This is a genomic window from Streptomyces sp. NBC_00872, assembly GCF_045161915.1.
Classification (GTDB): Bacteria; Actinomycetota; Actinomycetes; order Streptomycetales; family Streptomycetaceae; genus Streptomyces.
This window is the reverse complement of record NZ_CP108806.1, coordinates 4,212,920-4,238,656: the sequence shown is the minus strand read 5'-3', so window position 1 is coordinate 4,238,656 and position 25,737 is coordinate 4,212,920. Positions and strand designations below refer to the sequence as shown.

Genomic DNA, 25,737 nt, shown 5'->3' with positions numbered 1-25,737 from the left:
AGCATGCCACACGGATTGCCGATCGCAGAAGCGTTTTGCGTACCGCAGAACGCATGCTATCGTTTTACCTGTTCCTGCGAACGGCAGAGACTCGCTACAAACGGAAGGATGTGGTCGCGGTGGACGAAAGCTCCCAGCAGGGCGTGCTGATCAGCGGCGAGGAGAACGTCGCGGTGCGGATCAAACTGGAGCGGGAAGCCCGTGGCTGGAGTACCAACTCGCTGTCCGACCGCCTGAACGAGGCCGGCTTCGACATGAACCCGTCCGCGGTCTGGCGCATCGAGAACCGCAAGCGCCGCATCAACGTGGACGAGGCGATCGGCTTCGCCGAGGTGTTCGGCGTCGACCTGCGCAACCTGGTCGGGCCGCCGCAGCTCGCCGCCAAGGCCCGAGCCATGGAGCTCATCGACGCCGTCGTCGACGCTTTCCGTCAGACGCAGCGCGCCAGCGCGGCCTTCACGAAGGCCCGGGTCGCCCTCGACGCCTACCTCGTCGAACACCCTGACATCCGCGAAGAGGCCGACGTGATGGTCTCCAACGCCATCGCCCAAGCCGCCGACAGCCACCTGCTGGAGGCTTACGGGCCAGCGCCGGGGGACCATCCGGCCGACGGAAACGGCCCCAGCGGCGACGCGTAGCCCAACCTCCGCCCTGGCCCGCAGACCCCAGGGGCGGACGCCCGTACACACGACCGCCATCCCACACGATCAACCCCGCAGGCCGGCATTGCCGTGCCACACGCCTGCGAAGGAAGGACCCCGCCTTGCCCCGGCCGGCGATACCCCATGCCTCCACGCAGCCCCCGCGCACCGCGAAGGAGGTGACACTCACCGCCGACTGCCTCCTCACCGTGGACGAGGCAGCCGAACGCCTCGGCACCGGCGTCCGCTTCGTCCGCCGCCTCGTCGCGGAGCGCCGCATCGCCTTCGTCAAGGTCGGACGCCATGTCCGCGTCTCCCGGAGCGTGCTTGACGCGTTCATCGAGGCCAACACCGTCCAGCCCGCCGTCCGTCGGACCCGTGCCCACTACGGGAGGGCGGCCTGATGGCGAGGCAGAAGGTGGCGAAGCGCCGCTTCGGAGCGGTGCGGCAGTACGCGTCGGGGCGTTGGACGGCCAGCTACGTTGACCCCACCGGGCTGCGGCGGCGCGCGCCGGAGACCTTCGCGACCAAGACGGACGCGGACATCTGGCTGTCCCAGATCGAGGCGGATCTCACCCGAGGTGACTGGACCGACCCGGATGCCGGGGCCGTCAACTTCGAGGAGTACGCCTTGCGCTGGGTCGACGAGCGTAAGCTCGCGGCCACCACGGAAGAGCTGTACCGTCGCTTGCTGCGGCTGCACATCCTGCCGACCTTCCGGCAATGGGACCTTGACGAGATCACTCCTCCCCGGGTTCGTGCCTGGCGAGCCGAACGTCTGGAGACCCTCAAGGCAGACACGACGGTCGCGAAGGCGTACAGGCTCGTGAAGGCGATTCTGCAGACGGCGGCCGACGATGAGCTGATCCGGCGTAACCCGTGCCGGATAAAGGGGGCGGGCAAGGAGTCCGCCGACGAGCGGCCGGTGGCCACCGTGGAGCAGGTGGACGCCCTCGCCGACGCGATGGGTCCACGCTGGCGGCTGATGGTCTACTTCGCCGCCTACGCCAGCCTGCGGCCGGAGGAGCAGGCCGAATTGCGGCGGCCCGACGTAGTTCTGCCGGACGAGCCTCACGAGCCCGATCCGCGCGAGCGGCGCGGCGTCGAGCAGCACGAGCCCGTCCTGCTGCGTATCAGCCGGGCCGCGCCCGAACTGACCACCGGCCGCCGGGTGACCGGTGACACCAAGTCCGAGGCGGGGAAGCGCACCGTTGTGCTGCCTGGCTTCTTGTATGTCGATGTCCGTCGGCATCTCGACTGGTTTGCGGCCAAGGAGCCCGACGGACTGCTGTTCGTGGGCGAGCGGCGGCCTCCTTCCGTCGTTCCACGTTCGGGCGGAAGTGGCGCAGGGCCCGGGACAAGGTTGGGCTGCCGCCCAACTTCCGGTTCTACGATCTGCGGCACACCGGTAACACCCTCGTCGCTCAGTCCGGCGGCACGCTCAAGGATGTGATGGTGCGTGCCGGGCAGTCGTCGGAGAAGGCGGCGCTGATCTATCAGCACTCGCCCATGGACCGGCAGAAGGAAGTCGCTCAGGGCCTCGACGCGCGCGTACGGGCCGCGCGGAAGGACGCCGTCAGCAACCACGGCGACGGACGGTCCGCCTCGGACAATGTCCCAAGTGGTGCGCCAGTGGTGCGCCACGCCTGACCCCCTCCGACACCCGCCTCGGGGGGCCGACGCAGTGCCGTGTCGGCCCCCCGAGCGGTTGCTAGAGCCGGTGGAGGCGGCACCCAGGGGGCGGTTGAGAGTCCACTTTTTACCCTCAACTCCCCAGGTCAGAAGAGGAGTCGGTGTGTTCGTGGCCGCCGCTTCCAGTACTCTGGCCGGCCGAGGCGCACGTGACGCGGGTCACACGAAGTCGATCTCGCCATTCGAGACATTCATCGAACGAATAAACGAAGCGCCTGGGGTTGCCTGCGTGGGCGGGGTGTTCCGCCTCCCAAGTGGTGCGCAAGTGGTGCGAGGGGGCGTGAGAGGTCTAGACAACAAACAAGGCCCGGGTCTATGACCTGGGCCTTCGTCGTGGAGCGGGTGACGAGAATCGAACTCGCGCTCTGAGCTTGGGAAGCTCATGTTCTACCATTAAACTACACCCGCGAGGCGGCCGGTGATCGGCTTCGCTTCGTCGGACACTTTACCTCATCAGGGACCCCGGGCGTATTGCGCCGCGGGGTTTCTGTGGTGTTCGGGGGTGGAAGTGGGGGTGGCGGGCGGGAGTTGGGGCGTAGGGTCGGGGCGGAGTGCCGGGGCGGGGGGTGCCCTCTTGATCCCCTAGTGTGGGCGTTCGTCCGCGTTTGTTGGGGAAGGGACCTGATGGACTTGATGGAGCGCACCGTCGTCCGCTGTGCCGAAGGGCATGTGTTCAGTACTACGACGTTCCCGATGCAGCAGCTCGACACCGCCAGGATCGGGCCCGGTCGGCTCATCCGGTGTCCGCGGTGTGCGCGGTTGCGGCATGCCGTGCCCGTGGAGCCGGTGAAGGCGGTCGTGGAGTCGGAACAGCGCTGACCCTGGTCGGCACAGGTGTGCGAGCCCGCCCGGTTGGGGTGGGCTCGCACGCTCTGCGTATCCTCGGGGCGTGCTTCTCTCAGACAAGGACATCCGGGCCGAGCTCGATTCCGGACGCGTGCGCATCGAGCCGTACGAAGGCTCGATGGTGCAGCCCTCCAGCATCGATGTGCGGCTCGACCGGTTCTTCCGGGTGTTCGAGAATCACCGTTATCCGCATATCGACCCCGCCGTAGAGCAGGCCGATCTGACGCGGATGGTCGAGCCGGAGGGGGACGAGCCGTTCATCCTGCACCCCGGGGAGTTCGTGCTCGCGTCGACGTACGAGATCATCTCGCTCCCCGACGACATCGCCTCCCGGCTGGAGGGGAAGTCCAGCCTCGGGCGACTCGGGCTGGTGACCCATTCGACCGCCGGCTTCATCGACCCCGGGTTCTCCGGGCATGTCACGCTCGAACTGTCGAATCTGGCGACGCTGCCCATCAAGCTCTGGCCCGGTATGAAGATCGGGCAGCTCTGTCTCTTCCGGCTCAGCTCGCCCGCGGAGTTCCCGTACGGCTCCGAGAGGTACGGCTCGCGCTATCAGGGGCAGCGGGGGCCGACGGCGTCACGGTCCTATCTGAACTTCCACCGGACCCAGGTCTGACATGACCGGGCGCCGGGAGAATCTGTCGTACGAGACGTTCGGCGTGGCCGTCCGCGAACTCGCGCAGACGATCGCGGACGACGGTTACGAACCCGACATCGTGCTCAGCATCGCGCGCGGTGGCGTCTTTGTCGCCGGCGGGCTCGCCTACGCCCTGGACTGCAAGAACATCCATCTGGTCAACGTCGAGTTCTACACAGGCGTCGGCACCACCCTCGCCATGCCGGTCATGCTGGCGCCCGTGCCCGACGTCGTCGACTTCTCCCACAAGAAGGTCCTCGTCGCGGACGACGTCGCCGACACCGGCAAGACGCTCAAGCTGGTCCGCGACTTCTGTGTGGACCATGTCGCCGAGGTGCGCAGCGCGGTCATCTACGAGAAGACCCAGTCCCTCGTGAAGTGCGAGTACGTCTGGAAGCGCACCGAGGACTGGATCAACTTCCCCTGGAGCGTTCAGCCGCCCGTCGTACGCCGAGGCGAGTAGGGGCGGGACGAGCGGTCCGCGGCGAGTAGGTCCGCGGCGCGGGCGCGGCGGAGGGCCCCGTCCGGGGCCCTCCGGGGCAGAGGGTCAGATCGTGCCCAGCTTCAGCAGCGACAGCAGCGCTATGAGCTGGATCGCCGACGCCCCCAGCGCCTTCGGCCACGGCAGATCGTGCGACTTGCCCACCATGATGGTGAAGAGCGCCCCCGACGCGAGCCAGGTGGCCCAGCCGAGGAGTTGTACCAGGGAGTTCTCGCCGCCCAGGAAGAGCGCGAAGACCAGGCGCGGGGCGTCCGTGATCGACATGATCAGCATGGACAGGCCCACGGTCGGCTGCCAGGCGCCGTCGCCGCCGAGCTGGCGGGCCAGCGTATGGGTCACCGCGCCCAGGATCAGACCGCCGAGGACCAAGGCGACGGCCGTCGTCAGGACGTACGGGATGGCGGTGGTCAGTGTCGCGTTGATGGCGTCGTCACGGGCCGTGTCGAAGCCGAAGAGCGCCAGCAGACCGTAGAGGAACGTGACGACCAGCGCGGGGCCCCAGACCGGGTAGTCGCGCATCTGGAGGAACGTCGCGCCGGGGCGCAGCACGATGCCGCTCAGCAGTTCCTTCCAGCGCAGCCGCGGGCCGGCGGGGGCCGGGGCGGCACCCGCGTGGTAGGTGGCGCCGTCGCCGTACGGGTCGTCACCGAGGCTGAACGCCTGGGTGTGGCCCGGGTTGTTGGCGTACGGGTCGCCGTGCTGGCCCGGCCGGCCCTGGGGGGTGTGCGGGGGCTGCTGGGCGTACGGGTCACCGAAGTACTCCGGCTCGCCGTGCCCGCCACCGCCACCGTGTGCGCCGTGCCCGCCACCATGTGCGCCATGCCCGCCATGTCCGCCGTACTGGCCGCTGCCACCGTTCGTCGGAGGCCATTGCTGCTGCCCGTACGGAGGCGCGGCCTGGTGCCCGCCCCCGTAACCGGGTGGCGGCGCTGCCTGCCGTCCGTACGGCTGCTGCCCCTGCCGCTGCGGTTGTTGTCGCGGGGTGCGGTTGTCCCGGCCGCGTCCGATCCTGAATCCAGCCACGCAATCGAACGTACCTGGTCTCGACCGGCGGGACGGCGGGGGCGGCGGAACGAGCGGGCCATTGCGGCCGAGCTGTGACATCCCCTAGGGGGACCCTGGGGGGTTTGCCCCAGCTGCCCCGGGGGTCTACCGCAGGAAGATCGATGTGCTGAACGTGATCAGCGGACGGTTCGTCATGCCCCCGGTCGTTCCTGCCCTGTCGGCGGTCCCGCTCGTGCCGGCGGTCCCGCTCGTGCCGGCGGTCCCCGTCGTGTCGGTGGTCCCGCCGTCCCCGGTCGTACCGGCGTCCGTCGACGCGTAGAGCGCGATCAGATCCGTCGCCTCGCCCCGGTGGGTACGGGTCACCAGGTCCGGGCGCTCGTCCCCGGTGAAGTCGGCGGAGAGGAGAAGGTCGGTGACGGTCCTGCCCTTGCCCGACGGGGCGCCCGACGAACCGGTCGCCGCCCCCGGGAGCACGGGCGCGGGCGGCGGTTCCACCGCCTTGAAACGGTACGGGCCTCCCGGGCGCCCCGGACCGTCGGGACCCCCGAGCAGCAGCTTGCCCTGTGCGGCCGTACCAGGTGTCCGGGCGCGGGCGGAGTACACGAGGTCGTCGTAACCGTCGTCGTCGACATCCGCCGTGGGCGCGGGCGCTTCGAGGACCGGGCCGCCGCCGGGGATCGGTGCCGAGGCGCCGCGCGGGGCGCCGGTCCGGGCGAAGGGGCCCCGCAGGAAACTGACCTGGCCCGCGCTCGCGGTGACCGCGAGATCCACCTTTCCGTCGCCGTCGAAGTCGCCGCAGACGGGGTGGTCGGGCCATTCGTTGCCGAAGCGCGCCTTGCCGGGGATCCGGAGGACCACCGCCCTGCCGCCCAGTCCGGTGGGGCCGCCGAAGAGGATCTGGAGCGGTACGGGCGGCATACCGTTGCCGTCGTACGGCGGGTCCGTGGCGATGATCAGATCGCCGAAGCCGTCCTGATCGAGATCGCACGCCGCCTCGGCGTCGAACGCGGCCGGGAGCACGCCCGCCACACGGGCACCGTGCGTACGTGGACCGATGGTCTGACGTACGGCGGGGTCGACACCGGCGCCGGTCCCGGAAGCCCCGGCCCCGGAAGCCCTGGTCCCGGAAGCCCCGGTCGCTGCCCTACCGCTGCCCTTGCCCCCGCCCGCTCGCGCGGCCGTTCCGTACACGATTCCGATGCCCGCGTCGTCTCCGTACGAGTCGCCCGGCGCCTTGACCAGGTCGTTCAGTACGAGATCACGGTGGCCGTCGCCATTGAAGTCGTCCGGCAGGCGGCTGCCCCGGCCGAGCGGGACCGGGCGGCGCGCGGCACCCGCCTCGCCGGTGAGCGGGGCGGTGTCGCCGTTCTTGGCCTTCGTCCCCTTGCCCCCGCCGTCGGCCGGGTCGGACGAGGCCGTACACCCCGCCACCAGCACCGCCGTACAGACGAGGGCGCAGACACCGGCGTGCCTCGCAGCTCTTCCGGCCCTCGTCGCGACGCGTATCCGCACGATCCGCACGACCGACCCCACCCCATCCGTCTCATCCGGCCCATTCGCACGTCCGGTCGCGGTGGCCGGTCGTCGGCCACACATGATGCTCTCGTTCAACCGGGGAACGAAAGCAAACGAACATGCGAAAGCAAACGAACATGTACGGCCGACACCCCGGGAAGCGGCGCCCCGGCAAAGCGGCGCCCCGGCAAAGCGGCGCTCCAACGGAAAGAGCCGGACCCGCTCCCAGACAGGTCCGGCTCGTTCCCGCAGGCGGAGGCGGAGGCGTCACCTACCTCGCCGGCTCAGGCTCCGGGTCCGGCGCGCTCTCCTGCTCGTCCGACCCCGCCGGGCCCGCCGGCGTCCGTACCGAGTCGAGCAGCAGCTGCGCCACATCCACCACCTGGAGCGACTCCTTCGCCTGACCCTCGTTCTTCTTCCCGTTGACGGAGTCGGTCAGCATCACCAGACAGAACGGGCACGCCGTCGAGACGATGTCCGGATTCAGCGAGAGCGCCTCGTCCACCCGCTCGTTGTTGATGCGCTTGCCGATCCGCTCCTCCATCCACATCCGCGCCCCGCCCGCGCCGCAGCAGAAGCCGCGCTCCTTGTGGCGGTGCATCTCCTCGTTCCGCAGGCCGGGCACCTTCGCGATGATGTCGCGCGGCGGTGTGTAGACCTTGTTGTGGCGGCCGAGATAGCAGGGGTCGTGGTACGTGATGAGCCCCTCGACCGGCGTCACGGGCACCAGCCTGCCCTCGTCGACGAGATGCTGGAGCAACTGGGTGTGGTGGATGACCTCGTACTCACCGCCGAGCTGCGGGTACTCGTTCGCGATGGTGTTGAAGCAGTGCGGGCAGGTCGCGACGATCTTCTTCGACGACTTCGGCTTCTTCGCCGTTCCGCCCGCAGTCCCGTCCGCCGTCCCGCCCGCAGTCCCGTCCGCCGTCCCGCCCGCCGTTCCGTCCGTCGTCCCGTCCGTCGTCCCGTCTTCATCGTCCTCGCCGAACGCCATGTTCAGCATCGCGACGTTCTCCTGGCCGAGCTGCTGGAACAGCGGCTCATTGCCCAGACGGCGGGCCGAGTCGCCCGTGCACTTCTCGTCGCCGCCCATGATCGCGAAGGACACGCCCGCGATGTGCAGCAGTTCCGCGAAGGCCTTGGTGGTCTTCTTGGCCCGGTCCTCCAGGGCGCCGGCGCAGCCGACCCAGTAGAGGTAGTCGACCTCCGAGAGATCCTCGACATCCTTGCCGACGACCGGTACCTCGAAGTCGACCTCCTTGGTCCACTCCAGACGCTGCTTCTTGGCGAGCCCCCAGGGGTTGCCCTTCTTCTCCAGGTTCTTGAGCATCGTCCCGGCCTCGCTGGGGAAGGCGCTCTCGATCATCACCTGGTACCGGCGCATGTCGACGATGTGGTCGACATGCTCGATGTCGACCGGGCACTGCTCCACACACGCACCGCAGGTGGTGCAGGACCAGAGCACGTCCGGGTCGATGACGCCGTTCTCCTCCAGCGTCCCGATCAGCGGGCGCCCGGCCTCCGCGAGGGCCGCGGCGGGCACCCCGGCCAACCGCTCCTCGGAGGCCTTCTCCTCGCCCTCCGCGTTCTTGCCGCCACCAGCCAGCAGATACGGCGCCTTGGCGTGCGCGTGGTCGCGCAGCGACATGATCAGCAGCTTGGGCGAGAGCGGCTTGCCCGTGTTCCAGGCAGGGCACTGCGACTGGCAGCGGCCGCACTCCGTACAGGTGGAGAAGTCGAGGATGCCCTTCCAGGAGAAGTGCTCGACCTGGGAGACACCGAAGACGTCGTCCTCGCCGGGATCCTCGAAGTCGATCTCCTGGCCGGCGCTGGTCATCGGCGGCAGCGCGCCGAGCGCCGTGGAGCCGTCGGCCTCGCGCTTGAACCAGATGTTCGGGAAGGCGAGGAACCGGTGCCAGGCCACGCCCATGTCGGTCTTGAGCGCGACCGTGATCATCCAGATGAAGGACGTCCCGATCTTGATCATCGCGACCAGATAGACCAGGTTCTGGAGGGTGCCGAGGCTGAGCCCCTTGAACGCCGCGACCAGCGGATACGAGACGAGATACGCCGCCTGGTACGAGTCCGCGTGGTGCAGCGCGCCCTCCAGGCCGCGCAGGACGAGGATCGCCACACCGATGATGAGGATGACGGCCTCGACGAAGTACGCCTGGCCGAAGTTGGAGCCCGCGAAGCGTGACTTGCGGCCGGCGCGGCCGGGGAGCGAGAGCTGGCGGATGACGATCAGCGTCAGGATGCCGAGGGTGGTCAGCAGACCGATCAGCTCGACGAAGACCTCGTACGGAGTCCAGTCACCGATGACCGGCAGCAGCCAGTCGGCCCTGAAGAGCTGCCCGAAGGCGTTCACCAGGGTCAGTACGAGCGAGAAGAAGCCGACCGCGACGAACCAGTGCGCCACCCCGACGACACCCCAGCGGTTCATCCGGGTGTGACCGAGGAACTCCTTGGCCACCGTCAGGGTGCGCTGGGCGGGTTCGTCCGTGCGCGTGCCCGCGGGGACGGCCTGGCCGAGCTTCACGAAGCGGTAGATCTGCGCGATGGCTCGGCCGAACAGCGCGACACCGACGACGGCGAGTACCAGCGACACGGTGATCGCGGCGAGTTGCATGTGGTGGCTCCTCGGGCCTGCGAGGGTGGGAGAACCGCTACTCTACTAAGCGGTAACTTAATCGGTCCGTGGCTGAGGTTACCCACTTATCCCGCCGCAATGTAGCGGCGCAGCCGGTGATCTGTGTCGCTCGGTGCCCGGCGCTCGGTCCCGGTGCTCGTAGTCCGCGCTCGGAGTCAGTGCCCGGGGTCCGCGCCCGGTACCAGTCTCCACCTGGCTCCCGGTCCGCGCCCGGGGCTCACTCCCCGCTCGCGTCCCCGCCTCGGTCCGGTGCCCCGGCGGGCGCCCCCACCGGCGTCCCGACCGGGTGTCTGACCGTGCCGGGCCCCTGGCTGCGCCGGGCGTGCGGGAGGCCGGCGTCCGGTCGTACGGCGCCCAGCCAGTAGGCGTCCGACCGGGAGTACGGCAGGGCGAGCCGGCGCGGAAGCCGCCGCGGCAGGCGCCGGGAGGGCCGCGCGGACCGCCAGGGGAGCCGCCGTCCGGGCCGCTGGACGCGCCCCTTGTAGAGCGCCGGGAGCGTATGGGCCAGGATCGCCAGATCGAGTCCGAGCCAGTGGTATTCCACATAGTGCTGGTCGAGCAGCGGTGCCTCGTCCCACGGCAGGGGTGAGTGCCGCCGCACCTGTGCCAGTCCGGTCAGTCCCGGCCGTACGAGCTGTCGCCACGGCGCCGCGCCCGCCGCGGAGCCGACCTTCAGAGGCGCGGGTCCCACCAGGGACAGGTCGCCCCGTACGACATGGGGGAGCCGGGAGAGCAGATCCAGCCGGAATCGCCGGGTGCCCAGGGAACTCAGGATGAAGGGCCGTCCGTTGAGTCCTGTGCGGTAGTCGCGCCGGAAAACGCCGTTGACCGGCCGGGACAGTGCGAGGACGAGGGCGGCTGCCGTGAGCAGGGGCGCGGCCAGCACCAGAAGGGCCGAGCCGAGCGTCAGATCCAGAAGGCGCTTGGGTTCCAGGCGGTGCTGCGGGCGCCACGTCATGCGTCGCTTCAAGGTCACACCTGACCGTTTCTGTGCGTTCTGTTACTTTCCGGATTCTTTGAGGCTTACATGGCTTTTGATTCATTCGAGGTATTTGATACAGAACGATCGCATGGAGAAGGGGTGTGAACCGGGGGCAACCCGCCGGGCACAAGGCGTCCGCACCTTAGTTGAGTCGACTCGACTCAGGTCCTTTGACTCCATGGGATCTGTGATGCATCCTTGAGCCTGTTCCACTCAAGTCAGTTGGAGGAATCGAAATGGCACGTGCGGTCGGCATCGACCTGGGCACGACTAACTCCGTCGTCAGCGTTCTGGAAGGCGGCGAGCCCACCGTCATCACCAACGCCGAGGGCGCCAGGACCACGCCGTCCGTCGTCGCCTTCGCCAAGAACGGCGAGGTGCTCGTCGGCGAGGTCGCGAAGCGCCAGGCGGTTACGAACGTCGACAGGACCATCCGGTCGGTCAAGCGCCACATGGGCACCGACTGGAAGATCAATCTCGACGGCAAGGACTTCAACCCCCAGCAGATCTCGGCCTTCGTGCTGCAGAAGCTGAAGCGGGACGCCGAGTCGTACCTGGGTGAGAAGGTCACCGACGCGGTGATCACCGTCCCCGCGTACTTCAACGACTCGGAGCGCCAGGCCACCAAGGAGGCCGGCGAGATCGCGGGCCTCAACGTGCTCCGTATCGTCAACGAGCCGACGGCCGCCGCCCTGGCCTACGGACTCGACAAGGACGACCAGACCATCCTGGTCTTCGACCTCGGTGGCGGCACCTTCGACGTCTCGCTGCTGGAGATCGGCGACGGCGTCGTCGAGGTGAAGGCGACCAACGGTGACAACCACCTCGGTGGTGACGACTGGGACCAGCGCGTCGTCGACTTCCTGGTGAAGCAGTTCGCCAACGGCCACGGTGTGGACCTGTCCAAGGACAAGATGGCTCTCCAGCGTCTCCGCGAGGCCGCGGAGAAGGCGAAGATCGAGCTGTCGTCGTCCTCCGAGACGACGATCAACCTGCCGTACATCACGGCGTCCGCCGAGGGCCCGCTGCACCTGGACGAGAAGATCTCCCGCGCCCAGTTCCAGCAGCTCACCGCCGATCTGCTGGACCGCTGCAAGACCCCGTTCCACAACGTCATCAAGGACGCGGGAATCCAGCTCTCCGAGATCGACCACGTGGTGCTGGTCGGCGGCTCGACCCGGATGCCCGCCGTCGCCGAGCTGGTCAAGGAACTGACCGGCGGCCGCGAGGCCAACAAGGGCGTCAACCCGGACGAGGTCGTCGCCATCGGCGCCGCGCTCCAGGCCGGTGTCCTCAAGGGTGAGGTCAAGGACGTCCTGCTCCTCGACGTGACCCCGCTGTCCCTGGGTATCGAGACCAAGGGCGGCATCATGACGAAGCTCATCGAGCGCAACACGACGATTCCGACGAAGCGCTCGGAGATCTTCACCACGGCCGAGGACAACCAGCCGTCGGTGCAGATCCAGGTCTACCAGGGCGAGCGCGAGATCGCGGCGTACAACAAGAAGCTCGGGATGTTCGAGCTGACCGGTCTGCCGCCCGCCCCGCGCGGTGTGCCGCAGATCGAGGTCGCCTTCGACATCGACGCCAACGGCATCATGCACGTGGCCGCGAAGGACCTCGGCACCGGCAAGGAGCAGAAGATGACCGTCACCGGCGGCTCCTCGCTGCCGAGGGACGAGGTCAACCGGATGCGTGAAGAGGCCGAGCAGTACGCGGACGAGGACCACCGCCGCCGCGAGGCCGCCGAGACGCGCAACCAGGCCGAGCAGCTCGTCTACCAGACGGAGAAGTTCCTCAAGGACAACGAGGACAAGGTCCCCGGCGACGTCAAGACCGAGGTCGAGGCGGCCATCGCCGAGCTGAAGGAGAAGCTCAAGGGCGAGGACACCGCGGAGATCCGTACGACCACGGAGAAGCTCGCGGCCGTCTCCCAGAAGCTCGGCCAGGCGATGTACGCCGACGCCCAGGCGAGCGCCGCCGCGGGCGGTGCCGACGGCGCCGCGGGCGCCGGGCAGACCCAGGCCGACGACGATGTCGTCGACGCCGAGATCGTGGACGACGAGAAGCCCAAGAAGGACGGTGCGGCGTGACCGAGGAGACCCCGGGCTTCGACGAGAAGCCCGACGTCCCCTCCGGCGCCAACCACGACGACGCCACGCCGAACGCCGCCGAGCCGGACTCCGTGAAGGGGCCGGGCCCGGCGGCCTCGGCCGGGGACGTACAGGAAGTAGCCCTGAAGGCACAGCTCGACCAGGTCCGGATGGCGCTCAGCGAGCGCACGGCGGATCTCCAGCGCCTTCAGGCGGAGTATCAGAACTACCGCAGGCGGGTGGAGCGGGACCGCGTCACGGTCAAGGAGATCGCCGTCGCGAGTCTGCTGACCGAGCTGCTGCCCGTGCTCGACGACATCGGCCGGGCGCGGGACCACGAGGAACTGGTCGGCGGCTTCAAGTCGGTGGCCGAGTCGCTGGAGACGGTCGTCGCGAAGCTGGGGCTCCAGCAGTTCGGCACGGAGGGCGAGCCCTTCGATCCGACGGTCCACGAGGCCCTGATGCACTCGTACGCGCCGGATGTCACGGAGACGACGTGCGTCGCGATCCTCCAGCCTGGGTACCGGTTCGGCGAGCGGACGATCCGGCCCGCCCGGGTCGCGGTGGCCGAGCCCCAGCCCGGGGCCCAGCCCAAGTCCGCCGACGAGCAGGCGGAGTCGGCGAACGACAAGGAGAGCGGTGGCCCGGACGAGGGCTGACGCGGAGTCGGACGGCGGTGCGGTGCCGGACGGCGTCGCACCGCCGGACAGCGGTAGCGGTGTGGGTGGCGGAGAGGAGGGACGTCGGGAATGAGCACGAAGGACTTCGTGGAGAAGGACTACTACAAGGTTCTCGGGGTACCCAAGGACGCCACCGAGGCGGAGATCAAGAAGGCGTACCGCAAGCTCGCCCGCGAGTTCCACCCGGACGCCAACAAGGGCGACGCCAAGGCGGAGGAGCGCTTCAAGGAGGTCTCCGAGGCGAATGACATCCTCGGCGACCCCAAGCGGCGCAAGGAGTACGACGAGGCGCGCGCCCTCTTCGGCAACGGCGGGTTCCGGCCGGGACCCGGCGCCGGAGGGAACGGCTCGTTCAACTTCGACCTGGGCGATCTCTTCGGCGGCGGCCAGGGCGGTACGCAGACGGGCCCCGGCGCCGGCGGCTTCGGCGGTGGGCTCGGGGATGTCTTCGGCGGCCTCTTCAACCGCGGCGGTACGGGCACGCGTACGCAGCCGCGCCGCGGCCAGGACATCGAGTCCGAGGTGACGCTCAGCTTCACCGAGGCGGTCGACGGGGCCACGGTCCCGCTGCGGATGTCCAGCCAGGCGCCCTGCAAGGCCTGTTCGGGCACGGGCGACAAGAACGGCACCCCGCGGGTCTGCCCGACCTGTGTGGGCACCGGACAGGTCTCGCGCGGCAGCGGCGGCGGGTTCTCGCTGACCGATCCGTGTGTGGACTGCAAGGGCCGTGGGCTGATCGCCCAGGACCCCTGCGAGGTCTGCAAGGGCAGCGGGCGTGCCAGGTCCTCGCGGACGATGCAGGTCAGGATTCCGGCGGGCGTCAGCGACGGCCAGCGGATCCGGCTGCGGGGCAAGGGCGCTCCCGGTGAGCGCGGCGGCCCCGGCGGCGATCTCTATGTGGTCGTGCATGTGGACGCCCACCCGGTCTTCGGCCGCAGGGACGACAATCTCACGGTCACCGTGCCCGTCACCTTCACGGAGGCGGCGCTCGGCGGCGAGGTGAAGGTGCCGACCCTGGGCGGTCCGCCGGTCACACTGAAGCTGCCCGCCGGCACGCCCAACGGCCGGACGATGCGCGCCCGTGGCAAGGGCGCCGTACGCAAGGACGGCACCCGCGGCGACCTGCTGGTCACGGTCGAGGTCGTGGTGCCCAGGGATCTCGGCGCACAGGCACGTGACGCGCTGGAGGCCTACCGCAAGGCGACCGCGGACGAGGATCCGCGGGCGGAGCTGTTCCAGGCGGCGAAGGGAGCGTGAGTCCCGTGAACGGTGCGGACAGGGCGGACATGGACGGTCGGCGGCGCAATCCCTACCAGCTCACCGAGGAGACGCCGGTGTACGTCATCTCGGTGGCGGCCCAGCTCTCCGGGCTGCATCCGCAGACCCTCAGACAGTACGACCGTCTCGGTCTGGTCTGCCCGGACCGCACAGCGGGCCGTGGCCGCCGTTACTCGGCCCGTGACATCGAACTGCTCCGTCAGGTGCAGCAGTTGTCGCAGGACGAGGGGATCAATCTCGCCGGTATCAAACGGATCATCGAACTGGAGAACGAGGTCGCGGCGCTCCAGGCCCGGGTCGCCGAGCTGTCGGCCGCGGTGGACGGCGCGGCGGCGGCGATGCGGCAGCGCGAGGCACAGGTGCATGCCTCGTACCGGCGGGATCTGGTGCCGTATCAGGATGTGCAGCAGGCGAGCGCGCTGGTGGTCTGGCGCCCCAAGCGACCGACGGACTGAGCCCCTTCGGACCGACGCACCGACGGACTGAGCCCCTTCGGACCGACGGGCTGCGCGGCTTTGGGCGCGCGGACCCGAAGGGCTCGCGGAGGGCTCGTGAAGGGCTCTGCGCTCAGAAGCCGTGTGGAGCCTTGTGGAGGGCCCTCACCCATCGGGTGGGGGTCCTTTTCCGCTTCCTCGCTGTGCGCCCGCGTACGGGGCGCACAGCACCTTTCAGTGCCCCCGTACCCCCGTGCCCCCCGTACCTCCGCGGGCGCCCCGCGTGTCCTCAGCTCTCCTCGTGGTCCAGGATTCCCGACTGCGCCACCAGATAGCCGAGTTGTGCGCGACTGCCACTGCCGAGGGTCGTGGCGAGCTTGGCGATGTGCGCGCGGCAGGTCCGTACGTTCATCCCCAGCCGGCGCGCGATGGCCTCGTCCACGTATCCCTCGACCAGCAGCTTCGCTATGGACCGCTGGATGCCAGTGATGCCGTCCGGCGTGGGCTCGTAGGCGACCTGCTCCGTCAGGGGCGTGGCGCGCCGCCAGAGCTGTTCGAAGACCTGCGCCAGATAGTCGACGAGCCCCGGATGACGCAGTTCCAGCGCGATCTGCCGGTCGGAGCGCGCGGGTATGTAGGCGACCGTGCGGTCGAAGATGATCAGACGTTCGATCAGTTCTTCCAAGGTCCGGATCTCGACCTTGCCCTCCGCCAGCCGCTCCGCGTACGCGAGCGTGCCCTGGCTGTGCCGGACGGTGTGCTGGTACAGCGTGCGCAGACTGATGCCGCGGTCGACCACGTCGCGGCCCCGCTCCAGGGCTTCGGCCAGCGCGTGTTCACTGCGTCCGCCGCCGGGCTGCACTGTCAGTACTTCCGTACGGCACTCGGCGGTGGAGAGGTCGAGCGCCGCGTTGATACGGCTCAGCCCCTCCAGAACCGTGATCGCGTGGGTGGTCGGCGGGTCCTGTGCGCTGATCGTCATGAACGGCTCGAAAGAGTCGGTCAGTTCGACGGCGAAGTGCCGCCGTTCCTGGATCTCACGCTCGATCGGATGGAGGCGCTTGGCGAGCGCCGCGGACGGTGGAACAGGGCGAAGCCAGTCGGCGTCGTCCGGATCGGGGTGCAGAAGTGCGAACTCCATGAGGCATGGAGTCCCCGCCGCCTCGCTCCGGGCTATGCGTCCGGAGCGCAGCGCACTGGCGTAAAGCCGTCTGCCGTCATCACACATATCGGTGACGGCATGGGGATGTGTCGTTTTTGAGTCGTTCGCGGGCAAATCTCCACCCCCCAGGGTCCTGAACATACAAGAACATGATGCCTCGTCCCGGTGGTGTTGACGTGCCCGGGTGAGACATCGTCTACATGGCGGGGGAGAGGAATCCATCAAGTGAGGACGAAGCCGACTATGTACAAGAGAATGCTTCGCGCGGTGGTTGCCACTGCTTTCTCTGCGGCTCTGGCCTATGGCGCGCTGGCTGTCGGGGGGGACATCAGCTGGGACTTCACGCCTGCCGGAGCCACGGTCCAGAGTGTCCAGGTTCTGGAGTCGGGTGACATCAGCTGGGACATCGCTCCGAAGGGCACCGGTTCGGACGTGGCGCCGGCGCCTGTCGGCCGGGTCCCCGCATCGGCCGACCCGAGCGCGTGACCGTCCCGCCGGATGACCGGGTCTTCCGGCGCGAGATGGCCTCGGCCTACCGGTCGGGGTGGCACTTCATCGATCTTGTCACGGCAATTCCTCACCGTGGCGACTCGCTGATGGTCACCCTGTTCGGAGAGCCGATCGTCGTCGTACGCGAGGAGGACGAGGACGTCCGTGCCTACCGCTGCCTCCGGAGGCCGCGGGGGGCTCCGCAGCCGGTCCGGTGTGCCATCCGATACGACATGATCTTCGTGAACCTCGACCAACGGGACCACCAACTGGTCGAAGCCAAGACCACCATCGCCACCCCCCGCAGCGCCTGAGCGATTCCCCCGTCGTTGTAAATCGCTCCGGCGCTTCCCCCACACAACGGCGCCATCGTGGACCTGAAACACGATGGCGCCGTTGTGCTGTCCGCGTTCGGTAGGGACGCGGCCGTACGGTCGGGAGGCGGCGGTCCGGCCGGGAGGCGGCCGTCCGGTACGGCATGCGGCCGTCCGGTGGTCAGGGCTTAGGTATTACGGCTTACGCGCTCTCACACGCGGCCGAGCGCCCGGTCCAGGGTGATCTCGATGACGACGCGGTCCGGATTGGGCGCGGGAGTGCGTCCGTACCGCTCCGCGTAGCGGCTCACCGCGTCCGCCACCAGCTCCGGCTCCGTACGGACCGTGGCGCGGCCCTCCAGCGTCGCCCAGTGGCCGCGCTTGACCTGGCACACCGCCACCCGCGCGCCCTCCGGCCCCGCCGCCAGGACATTGGCGACCTTGGTGCTGTGCTTGTTGGTGATGATCCGCGCGAGCCCGGCCTCCGGGTCGTACGTCACGCCCACCGGCACCACATGCGGAGTGCCGTCCGGGCGGAGGGTGGTCAGGGTGCACACATGCTGCTCGCGCCAGAACGCGAGAAAATCGGCGCTGGGATCGCGTACGTCGATGGACATACCGGAAGCCTAGGTCTGACGGGGGTGAAACCCCTGGGGGCCGGACTCCCGGTTCAGGCTTGAGTGAAATAGACTCAACTTTGCGCATGTTGCTTCAGTCAAAGTCGCAGTCGAAGTCGAGATCTGCGCAAGACGTGACAAGGAGGAGAGTGGGCACGTGGACGCCGAGCTGACCAACAAGAGCCGGGACGCGATCAACGCCGCCACCAACCGCGCCGTGGCGGCCGGACATCCCGATCTGACCCCCGCACATCTGCTGCTCGCGCTGCTCGAAGGCCAGGACAACGAGAACGTCACCGATCTGCTGGCCGCCGTGGGGGCGGACCAGGTGGCGGTACGCTCCGGTGCCGAGCGGGTGCTCGCCGCGCTGCCCAGCGTGACCGGATCCACCGTCGCGCCTCCGCAGCCCAACCGCGAGACGCTCGCCGTCATCGCGGACGCGGCTCGGCGGGCCAAGGAACTCGGGGACGAATATCTCTCCACCGAGCATCTGCTCATCGGTGTCGCGGCCAAGGGCGGACAGGCCGGGGAGGTGCTGGACCAGCGGGGCGCCGATGCGAAGAAGCTGCTGGACGCGTTCGAGAAGGCAAGGGGAGGGCGCCGGGTGACCACACCCGACCCGGAGGGCCAGTACAAGGCCCTGGAGAAGTTCGGTACCGATTTCACCGCCGCGGCCCGTGAGGGCAGGCTCGACCCGGTCATCGGCCGGGACCAGGAGATCCGGCGTGTGGTGCAGGTGCTGTCACGCCGTACGAAGAACAACCCGGTGCTGATCGGTGAGCCCGGCGTCGGCAAGACCGCCGTGGTCGAGGGGCTCGCGCAGCGGATCGTCAAGGGCGACGTGCCGGAATCGCTCAAGAACAAGCGGCTGGTTTCGCTGGACCTCGGTGCGATGGTGGCCGGGGCGAAGTACCGCGGCGAGTTCGAGGAGCGCCTCAAGACCGTCCTTTCCGAGATCAAGGCGAGCGACGGACAGATCATCACTTTCATCGACGAACTGCACACCGTCGTGGGCGCGGGCGCCGGCGGCGATTCGGCCATGGACGCCGGCAATATGCTCAAGCCGATGCTGGCGCGCGGTGAGCTGCGTATGGTCGGCGCGACCACGCTGGACGAGTACCGCGAGCGGATCGAGAAGGACGCGGCGCTGGAGCGGCGCTTCCAGCAGGTGCTGGTCGCCGAGCCCACCGTCGAGGACACGATCGCGATCCTGCGCGGGCTCAAGGGCCGGTACGAGGCGCATCACAAGGTGCAGATCGCGGACGCGGCCCTGGTCGCCGCCGCCGCGCTCTCCGACCGCTACATCACCTCGCGTTTCCTTCCGGACAAGGCCATCGACCTGGTGGACGAGGCCGCGTCCCGGCTCCGGATGGAGATCGACTCCTCGCCCCTGGAGATCGATGAGCTCCAGCGCGCCGTCGACCGCCTCCGGATGGAGGAACTGGCGCTGAAGAACGAGTCCGACCCCGCCTCCAAGCAGCGGCTGGAGAAGCTGCGCCGCGATCTCGCCGACCGTGAGGAGGAACTGCGCGGTCTCAACGCCCGCTGGGAGAAGGAGAAGCAGGGCCTCAACCGCGTCGGTGAGCTGAAGGAACGTCTCGACGATCTGCGCGGCCAGGCCGAGCGGGCCCAGCGCGACGGCGACTTCGACACCGCCTCCAAGCTGCTGTACGGGGAGATCCCGGGCCTGGAGCGGGAACTGGAGGAGGCCGCGGCGGCCGAGCAGGAGGCGGCCAAGGACACCATGGTCAAGGAGGAGGTCGGCCCGGACGACATCGCCGACGTGGTCGGCTCCTGGACCGGGATCCCGGCCGGGCGGCTGCTGGAGGGCGAGACGCAGAAGCTGCTGCGTATGGAGCAGGAGCTGGGCACGCGGCTGATCGGCCAGACGGAGGCGGTACGGGCCGTTTCCGACGCGGTACGCCGTACCCGCGCCGGGATCGCCGACCCCGACCGGCCCACCGGGTCTTTCCTCTTCCTCGGCCCCACCGGCGTCGGCAAGACCGAGCTGGCCAAGGCCCTCGCGGACTTCCTCTTCGACGACGAGCGGGCCATGGTCCGTATCGACATGAGCGAGTACGGCGAGAAGCACTCGGTGGCCAGGCTGGTCGGTGCCCCTCCCGGCTATGTCGGCTACGAGGAGGGCGGCCAGCTCACGGAGGCCGTGCGCAGACGCCCGTACTCCGTCGTCCTGCTGGACGAGGTGGAGAAGGCGCACCCCGAGGTCTTCGACATCCTGCTCCAGGTGCTGGACGACGGCAGGCTCACCGACGGCCAGGGGCGGACGGTGGACTTCCGCAACACCATCCTGATCCTGACGTCGAACCTCGGCAGCCAGTATCTGGTCGAGCCGACCACCAGCGAGGAGACGAAGAAGCAGCAGGTCCTGGAGGTGGTGAGGGCCTCCTTCAAGCCGGAGTTCCTGAACCGTCTCGACGACCTGGTGGTCTTCTCCGCCCTGACGAAGGACGATCTGGCGCATATCGCCAAGCTCCAGATCGACCGGCTGGCCCGCCGTCTCGCCGAGCGCCGGCTGGCTCTGGAGGTCACTCCGGCGGCCCTGGAATGGCTGGCCGACGAGGGCAACGACCCGGCCTACGGCGCCCGCCCCCTGCGCCGTCTCGTCCAGACGGCCATCGGCGACCGCCTCGCCAAGGAGATCCTCGCGGGCGAGATCACCGACGGCGACACGGTCCGCGTGGACCGCTTCGCCGAGGGCCTGATCGTCGGCGCGGCCACCCCGGACCCGGACCCGACGGAACCGGCGGGACCGGCGGAGCCGCCGCAGCCGACCGGCAAGACGCTGTAGCGGCCAGTGCCGCTGCGGCTGCCGACAGGCCCGTCACCCGCCCGGGTGGCGGGCCTGTTCGTGTCCGCGGACACGAACTAACATCGACTCGGCGCCTATATTGCGGTTCACTTGTTCACAAGGCGGTTTAAGGGGGTGGCGGGTCCATGCTGCTGAGCTTTCGTGTCGCCAACCACGGCTCTCTTCGTGAACCCCAGGAGCTGAACTTCGTACCGACGTACGGGGAGGACGACCGGCCGGCGGTGCCGGTGGTGGCGATCTTCGGCGCGAACGCGTCGGGGAAGTCGACGGTGGTGGACGCGTTCGAGTTCTTCAGAGGCGCGGTGGAAAAGTCGCAGGCCCGGTGGCTGCCGGGCGCTCCGGTGCGGCGGCGGCCCTTCCTTCTCGATCATGAGAGTCGTCACGAGCCGTCGTCGTACGGGGTGGATCTCCTGCTGGAGGGCGTGCGGTATGTGTACGGCTTCAGCGTCACGGACACGGAGGTTGCGGAGGAGTGGCTCTACGCCTACCCCAAGGGCCGCAAACGCGTTCTCTTCGAACGCGACCGGATGAACATGACGTACGGTGCGACGCTGACCGGTGAACGGGTGGTCGTCGAGCGGATGATGAGGCCGAACAGTCTCTATCTCTCGGCCGGAGCCCAGTCCTCGCATGGGCAACTCGGTGCGGTGTGGAGCGCCGTGAGCGGCTCGTCCGTCGTCGGTGACGGGGTGCGGCAGGCTGTTGTGAAGGCCGGCGCGGTGGTTGCCCTCATGTACGAGACATTCGCGCGAGGGGGACTGCCTCTCCTCGGAGGGGATGTGCTTGCCGTGGCGGATCTGGGCGTGCACGGCATCCGCCGGGGAGCGGAGAGGAACGCGGAGTTCGAGGCGATTAAGGCTCGGCAGGCGGGTAAGCCGACGTGGGAAGAGATGCCGGAGGACTTCAAGAAAGCGGCATCGCAGTCGATGGAGTTCGTCCACCGGGTCGGTGACGATGAATTCGCCCTGCCGGTGGACGCGGAGTCGACCGGTACCAAGACCTGGCTGACCATGATCACCAACGCGATCACGGCGATTCTGCGGGGACGTTCCCTGTGGGTCGACGAGATCGACGTCAGCCTCCACCCTCTGCTCACCGCCAAGCTGCTCACGCTCTTCCAGAACCCGGAGCTGAATCCGCTCGGCGCCCAGTTGGTCTTCACCACCCACGACGCCTCCCTCCTCGGCACGATGCTCGGGGACCAGGTGCTCCGCCGGGACCAGGTCTGGTTCGTGGAGAAGGACGCCGGGACCGGCGCTTCGACGCTGTATCCGCTCACCGACTTCAAGCCGCGCAAGGGCGAGAACTTCGAGCGCCGCTATCTGGCGGGCAGCTATGGAGCGGTGCCGCTGCTGCCGGAGACGGCGTTCGAGGACATGCTCAAGAAGTACTGGGGGGCTCATGGCGAGGTCGTTTCCGCGTGAGGGATCGGGCCGCCGGCGCGGCCCGGTCCGGCGTTCCGCGCGCACGATGCTGATCGTGTGCGGCAGCAAGGAGACCGAGCGACAATATTTACAAGGGTTACGCGACGATCTCCGTAACCCCGCAGTCTCCGTCGTCGTACGCGGCAAGCCCTGCTCTCCGACGCAGCTCGTGGCGTACGCGCGTGGCCAGCGGGAGCTGAACAAGGGCGGGTACGACGAGGTGTGGTGCGTCTTCGACGTCGACGAGTACCAGGATGTGGCCGAGGCCGCCCTCGCCGCCCGCCGGCACAACATCAAGATCGCCGTCTCCAACCCGTGCTTCGAGCTGTGGCTCCTGCTCCACTTCGCGGACCATCGCGCCCACGTCGGCACATACAAGAAGCTGCTCCCGCTGCTGGAGAAGCACGTGCCCGGCTACGACAAGACCCGGGTGGACTTCTCCCGATACCGGGACGGGGTACCGCAGGCGGGGGAGCGGGCCCGGAAACTCGATCCGTCCGGGGCGGAACACGCTCTGAATCCCTCGACGGGCGTCTGGCGGCTCACGGACCGGATGGCGAACCCGTGACCCGCTGAGGGGTGGCCGGGGTTGCCAGGGCCCTCGGGGGATGGGGGAGGATGGCAGGAACCGTACGAAGGGAAATACACGGTGAGCATCGACCCGTCCTCGATTCCGAATTTCGGGGGCCAGCCCCAACCGCAGGGTGCAGGACCGGCGGGCCCCGTCGTCCCTGATCAGGATCTGGTCAAGCAGCTCCTCGAACAGATGGAGCTGAAGTACGTCGTCGACGACGAGGGTGACCTCGCGGCGCCGTGGGAGGAATTCCGTACGTACTTCATGTTCCGCGGTGAGGAGGACCAGCAGGTCTTCTCGGTGCGGACGTTCTACGACCGGCCGCACCCCATCGCGGACAAGTCCAAGGTCCTGGACGCGATCGACGACTGGAACCGTCGCACGCTGTGGCCCAAGGTCTACACGCACATCCACGAGGAGGGTGACGGTCCGCCCACCGTCCGGCTCATCGGCGAGGCCCAGATGCTGATCGGCATGGGCGTCAGCCTGGAGCACTTCGTGTCGTCGACGGTGAGCTGGGTGCGGGCCTCGATCGAGTTCGACAAGTGGCTCGTGGAGCAGTTCGGCCTCCAGCCGGGTGACGAGAAGCCCGAGGACGCCTGAGCACGCTCGTCCCGCCGCTCAGCCGTACGACAAGAGCCCGGTCAGGGCCGTGATCACCGCGATCACGGCTCCGTCCGGGCTCTGCGCGTCAGGCCTGGGGCGTGCGGGCCGCGCGTGCGGACACCCGGTACCGGTGGGCCGTCAGTGGCGCGCGAACGACGTCCGCAACCGGTCGGCGGCCTCCGCCAAGACGCTCTGGCGTTTGCAGAAGGCGAAGCGGACCTGGGTGCGGCCCGCGGTGGGGTGGTCGTAGAAGACGGAGTTGGGGACGGCGACGACACCGCAGCGGTGGGGGAGCTCGCGGCAGAAGGTGAGGGCGTCGGTGCCGGGGGCCAGATCGCTGATGTCGGTGGTGATGAAGTAGGTGCCCTGGGGCACGTAGACGTGAAAACCGGCGTCGGTGAGGCCTTTGGCGAGGACGTCGCGCTTGGCGCGGAGGTCGTCGCGGAACGCGGTGAAGTACGTGTCGGGCAGGGCCAGTGCCTCCGCGATCGCGTACTGGAACGGTCCCGAGGCCACATAGGTCAGGAACTGCTTGGCGGACCGCACCGCCGTCACCAGCTTCGGCGTTCCCGTCACCCATCCGACCTTCCAGCCGGTGAACGAGAACGTCTTGCCGGCGGAGCTGATCGTCAGGGTGCGCTCGCGCATGCCGGGGAAGCTCGCGATCGGTACGTGCTCGCCCTCGAAGACGAGATGTTCGTAGACCTCGTCGGTGACGACGAGCAGGTCCCGTTCGACGGCGAGTTCCGCGACGGCCGCCAGTTCCTCGCGTCCGAGGACCGTGCCGGTCGGGTTGTGCGGGGTGTTGAGCAGGATCAGGCGGGTGCGGTCGGTGACGGCGGCGCGCAGTTCGTCGAGGTCCAGGTGGTACGCGCCGTCGCGGGGGCGCAGGGTGACCGGGACGCGTGTGCCGCCCGCCATGCCGATACAGGCCGCGTACGAGTCGTAGTACGGCTCCAGGGCGATCACCTCGTCGCCCGGCTCCACCAGCGCGAGCAGCGCGGCGGCGATCGCCTCGGTGGCGCCCGCCGTGACGAGGACCTCGGTGTCCGGGTCGTACGTCAGACCGTGGAAGCGCCGCTGGTGCGCGGCGACGGCCGTACGCAGTTCGGGTACGCCGGGGCCCGGCGGGTACTGATTGCCGCGCCCGTCGCGCAGCGCCCGGACCGCGGCCTCCCTGATCTCCTCGGGGCCGTCGGTGTCGGGGAAACCCTGGCCGAGGTTGATCGCTCCGGTCCGTACCGCCAGCGCCGACATCTCCGCGAAGATCGTCGTGCCGCCGAGCCATTCTTTGGTCATGACGGCCATCCTGTGCCGAACCTCTGGAGTTGCTCAAGTCAGCTTTGGGCCCCCGACGCCGAGGGGACACCCCAGTCACGCACCGAGTTCACGGACGAAGCGACGAAGTAACGAAGTGACGAAGCGGCGACGTGACGAAGCAGCCAAGCGGCGACGCGGCGACGTGACGACGTGACGGGGTGCGGGCACGAAGGCACGGAAGAAAGCCGGTCACCGCGGAGCCGGCCGCGCGACGGGGCGCGGGGGGCTCCGCCACGGGGGAACAGAAGGACGGTGGGATCGATGACTGGTCTGGGGATTTTGGTCGTCGCGGTCATGGGGACGATCGCGTTCGTCGGGCTCGTGGCGAGCGTGGGCAACCGGGACACGCCGCGCAGGCGGCGCCGTCGCGCGGCGCGTGCCACGACCAGGAGCCGCGCCACGGCCGGCGTCTCGACGAAGAAGCGCGCCAAGCGCCGCTCCACGGGCAGTTGGTGGGCCGAGGGCGGTGGGGCGGGCGGCTCCGCAGGGGGCGGATCCGCTTCGTGCGGCGGCGGCGGTTCCTCCTGCGGAGGGGGTTCGTCGTGCGGCGGTGGCGGGGGGTGCGGCGGCGGAGGCGGCTGACACGGGGCAGCCGGTCCGCGATGCCGACGATGCCCGGCGGGGAACGAACTCCCGCCGGGCATCTCCCTGTTGACCGTTTGGGGGTCCTTCCCCACCGGTCTTCGTCGCTTTTGTTGAACAGTTGAACTGTAGGGCCCCCGAGCGGATGGAAAACCCCGCCAAGTTGGGTAAAAGCCCTGTGAGCGCCGCGTACTTCGTGATTCCCTCGCTGTTGAGAGCTTCCAGCCCTCGGACCTCACGCGGAGCCGAGCCGGCGATCTCCCCCCACAAGTTCCCGCTCATCGTCCGGGTCGTCCCGGTCCACCCGTCAAGCGTGTTAGCGGAGCCTGCCCATGCTCACCAATCTCAATACGGCCTACACCGACTCCCGTGCCGCCGATCTGGCCTGGGCGTTGGGCCGGGACCCACTCCCCGCCCTGGCCGTCCTCGACCTCGAACTCGACGGCGCCGGACTACAGCTCCGCCTGCTCGGCGCCTCCCACCAGGTGTTACTGGAGGAGGAGCGAGGCATCTGCTCCGAGACCGTGGCCTGTATCCCGGGCAGCAGCACACCGCTGCCGCTCGGTGTCTCCAAACGGCTCGGGGACTGGGAGTACGAATTCGCGGCGCGCGTCGAGACGCTCTCGCGCGGCTCGTTCGCGGGGCGCGCGCAGGAGTTGCTCGCGCTGGTCGCCGACCACCCGAACGGGCTGGCGGGCATCTTCCCCGGCGCTCCGTACGCCTTCACCGCGATGCTGGCGCAGCGCGACGAGGGCCAGGTGCACTGGCGTACCTGGCACGCGTACCCCCAGGAGGGGCAGCTGGTCGTGACGCGCACACGAGTTGGCGTCCGTATGCCTGCGGTGCTGTAGTTACACCCGT

At 68.9% G+C, this 25,737-nt stretch carries 25 protein-coding genes and 1 tRNA gene; 18 read left to right on the top strand and 8 right to left on the bottom strand.

Annotated features, from left to right (window positions below; all coding sequences use genetic code 11):
• Positions 1-53 precede the first annotated feature (53 nt).
• The 4 genes from OG214_RS18155 (at position 54) to OG214_RS18140 (ending at position 2,291) form a co-directional block, all read left to right on the top strand.
• Positions 54-638, top strand: a complete 585-nt coding sequence (locus OG214_RS18155) for a helix-turn-helix domain-containing protein (RefSeq protein WP_405987542.1) — start codon at positions 54-56, stop codon at positions 636-638.
• Positions 639-763: 125 nt separating this feature from the next.
• The gene (locus OG214_RS18150) at positions 764-1,045 is read left to right on the top strand and encodes a helix-turn-helix domain-containing protein (RefSeq protein WP_405985301.1); all 282 of its coding nucleotides are present in this window, start codon (positions 764-766) and stop codon (positions 1,043-1,045) included.
• Positions 1,045-2,094, top strand: coding sequence for a tyrosine-type recombinase/integrase (locus tag OG214_RS18145; protein ID WP_405985300.1), 1,050 nt, complete (start codon positions 1,045-1,047; stop codon positions 2,092-2,094). The genes OG214_RS18150 and OG214_RS18145 overlap by 1 nt, the downstream gene beginning before the upstream one ends.
• On the top strand, positions 2,091-2,291 hold the full coding sequence (locus OG214_RS18140) for a hypothetical protein (protein WP_405985299.1): 201 nt from the start codon (positions 2,091-2,093) through the stop codon (positions 2,289-2,291). The genes OG214_RS18145 and OG214_RS18140 overlap by 4 nt, the downstream gene beginning before the upstream one ends.
• A 376-nt stretch (positions 2,292-2,667) precedes the next feature.
• Here OG214_RS18140 and OG214_RS18135 read toward each other — a convergent pair.
• Positions 2,668-2,741, bottom strand: a tRNA-Gly gene (locus tag OG214_RS18135).
• 216 nt (positions 2,742-2,957) lie between these two features.
• On the opposite strand from OG214_RS18135, the gene OG214_RS18130 reads away from it, so the two are divergent.
• The 3 genes from OG214_RS18130 to OG214_RS18120 all read left to right on the top strand — a co-directional run bounded on the left by OG214_RS18130 (position 2,958) and on the right by OG214_RS18120 (position 4,282).
• Complete coding sequence (locus OG214_RS18130) at positions 2,958-3,152, top strand: hypothetical protein (protein ID WP_405985298.1); 195 nt, start codon at positions 2,958-2,960, stop codon at positions 3,150-3,152.
• A gap of 70 nt (positions 3,153-3,222) precedes the next feature.
• A complete protein-coding gene (gene dcd / locus OG214_RS18125) occupies positions 3,223-3,798 on the top strand; it encodes a dCTP deaminase (protein ID WP_382854456.1) in 576 nt (191 codons plus the stop codon).
• Between the two features lies 1 nt (position 3,799).
• A complete protein-coding gene (locus tag OG214_RS18120) occupies positions 3,800-4,282 on the top strand; it encodes a phosphoribosyltransferase (protein ID WP_405985297.1) in 483 nt (160 codons plus the stop codon).
• 84 nt (positions 4,283-4,366) lie between these two features.
• Here OG214_RS18120 and OG214_RS18115 read toward each other — a convergent pair whose 3' ends face one another.
• From OG214_RS18115 to OG214_RS18100, 4 genes are all read right to left on the bottom strand, one after another.
• Entirely contained in the window at positions 4,367-5,344 is a 978-nt protein-coding gene (locus OG214_RS18115; protein ID WP_363081943.1) for a Yip1 family protein, read from the bottom strand.
• A 126-nt stretch (positions 5,345-5,470) separates the two neighbouring features.
• A complete protein-coding gene (locus OG214_RS18110; protein ID WP_405985296.1) occupies positions 5,471-6,859 on the bottom strand; it encodes an FG-GAP repeat domain-containing protein in 1,389 nt (462 codons plus the stop codon).
• A 253-nt stretch (positions 6,860-7,112) separates the two neighbouring features.
• Positions 7,113-9,470, bottom strand: coding sequence for a (Fe-S)-binding protein (locus OG214_RS18105; RefSeq protein ID WP_405985295.1), 2,358 nt, complete (start codon positions 9,468-9,470; stop codon positions 7,113-7,115).
• Between the two features lie 238 nt (positions 9,471-9,708).
• Positions 9,709-10,449, bottom strand: coding sequence for a sugar transferase (locus OG214_RS18100; RefSeq protein WP_405985294.1), 741 nt, complete (start codon positions 10,447-10,449; stop codon positions 9,709-9,711).
• A gap of 260 nt (positions 10,450-10,709) precedes the next feature.
• Between OG214_RS18100 and dnaK the strand changes: the two genes are divergently transcribed.
• From dnaK to OG214_RS18080, 4 genes are all read left to right on the top strand, one after another.
• Positions 10,710-12,566: a molecular chaperone DnaK gene (gene dnaK, locus OG214_RS18095; RefSeq protein WP_363081947.1), complete on the top strand. Its 1,857-nt coding sequence runs from the start codon at positions 10,710-10,712 to the stop codon at positions 12,564-12,566.
• Positions 12,563-13,225, top strand: coding sequence for a nucleotide exchange factor GrpE (gene grpE / locus OG214_RS18090; RefSeq protein ID WP_363081948.1), 663 nt, complete (start codon positions 12,563-12,565; stop codon positions 13,223-13,225). The genes dnaK and grpE overlap by 4 nt, the downstream gene beginning before the upstream one ends.
• Before the next feature lie 90 nt (positions 13,226-13,315).
• On the top strand, positions 13,316-14,503 hold the full coding sequence (gene dnaJ, locus OG214_RS18085; protein WP_382854444.1) for a molecular chaperone DnaJ: 1,188 nt from the start codon (positions 13,316-13,318) through the stop codon (positions 14,501-14,503).
• Between the two features lie 29 nt (positions 14,504-14,532).
• Entirely contained in the window at positions 14,533-14,979 is a 447-nt protein-coding gene (locus tag OG214_RS18080; protein ID WP_363081955.1) for a heat shock protein transcriptional repressor HspR, read from the top strand.
• A 268-nt stretch (positions 14,980-15,247) separates the two neighbouring features.
• On the opposite strand, the gene OG214_RS18075 is transcribed toward OG214_RS18080, so the two are convergent.
• The gene (locus tag OG214_RS18075) at positions 15,248-16,261 is read right to left on the bottom strand and encodes a helix-turn-helix transcriptional regulator (RefSeq protein ID WP_363081950.1); all 1,014 of its coding nucleotides are present in this window, start codon (positions 16,259-16,261) and stop codon (positions 15,248-15,250) included.
• A gap of 341 nt (positions 16,262-16,602) precedes the next feature.
• On the opposite strand from OG214_RS18075, the gene OG214_RS18070 reads away from it, so the two are divergent.
• Positions 16,603-16,923 (top strand): (2Fe-2S)-binding protein, encoded by a 321-nt coding sequence (locus tag OG214_RS18070; RefSeq protein WP_363081951.1) that lies wholly within the window; start codon positions 16,603-16,605, stop codon positions 16,921-16,923.
• Positions 16,924-17,135: 212 nt separating this feature from the next.
• Here OG214_RS18070 and OG214_RS18065 read toward each other — a convergent pair whose 3' ends face one another.
• Positions 17,136-17,540, bottom strand: coding sequence for a pyridoxamine 5'-phosphate oxidase family protein (locus OG214_RS18065; RefSeq protein WP_382854441.1), 405 nt, complete (start codon positions 17,538-17,540; stop codon positions 17,136-17,138).
• 157 nt (positions 17,541-17,697) lie between these two features.
• Between OG214_RS18065 and clpB the strand changes: the two genes are divergently transcribed.
• From clpB to OG214_RS18045, 4 genes are all read left to right on the top strand, one after another.
• On the top strand, positions 17,698-20,349 hold the full coding sequence (gene clpB / locus OG214_RS18060; RefSeq protein WP_405985293.1) for an ATP-dependent chaperone ClpB: 2,652 nt from the start codon (positions 17,698-17,700) through the stop codon (positions 20,347-20,349).
• A 146-nt stretch (positions 20,350-20,495) separates the two neighbouring features.
• Positions 20,496-21,794, top strand: a complete 1,299-nt coding sequence (locus tag OG214_RS18055) for an ATP/GTP-binding protein (RefSeq protein ID WP_405985292.1) — start codon at positions 20,496-20,498, stop codon at positions 21,792-21,794.
• A gap of 46 nt (positions 21,795-21,840) precedes the next feature.
• The gene (locus OG214_RS18050; RefSeq protein ID WP_405987541.1) at positions 21,841-22,362 is read left to right on the top strand and encodes an RloB family protein; all 522 of its coding nucleotides are present in this window, start codon (positions 21,841-21,843) and stop codon (positions 22,360-22,362) included.
• Between the two features lie 81 nt (positions 22,363-22,443).
• A complete protein-coding gene (locus OG214_RS18045) occupies positions 22,444-22,971 on the top strand; it encodes a YbjN domain-containing protein (protein ID WP_363084583.1) in 528 nt (175 codons plus the stop codon).
• Between the two features lie 141 nt (positions 22,972-23,112).
• Here OG214_RS18045 and OG214_RS18040 read toward each other — a convergent pair whose 3' ends face one another.
• Positions 23,113-24,273, bottom strand: coding sequence for a pyridoxal phosphate-dependent aminotransferase (locus OG214_RS18040; protein ID WP_405985291.1), 1,161 nt, complete (start codon positions 24,271-24,273; stop codon positions 23,113-23,115).
• Positions 24,274-24,555: 282 nt separating this feature from the next.
• On the opposite strand from OG214_RS18040, the gene OG214_RS18035 reads away from it, so the two are divergent.
• Positions 24,556-24,876, top strand: a complete 321-nt coding sequence (locus OG214_RS18035; RefSeq protein WP_363084585.1) for a hypothetical protein — start codon at positions 24,556-24,558, stop codon at positions 24,874-24,876.
• Positions 24,877-25,208: 332 nt separating this feature from the next.
• Complete coding sequence (locus tag OG214_RS18030; protein ID WP_363084586.1) at positions 25,209-25,727, top strand: DUF2617 family protein; 519 nt, start codon at positions 25,209-25,211, stop codon at positions 25,725-25,727.
• Positions 25,728-25,737 lie beyond the last annotated feature (10 nt).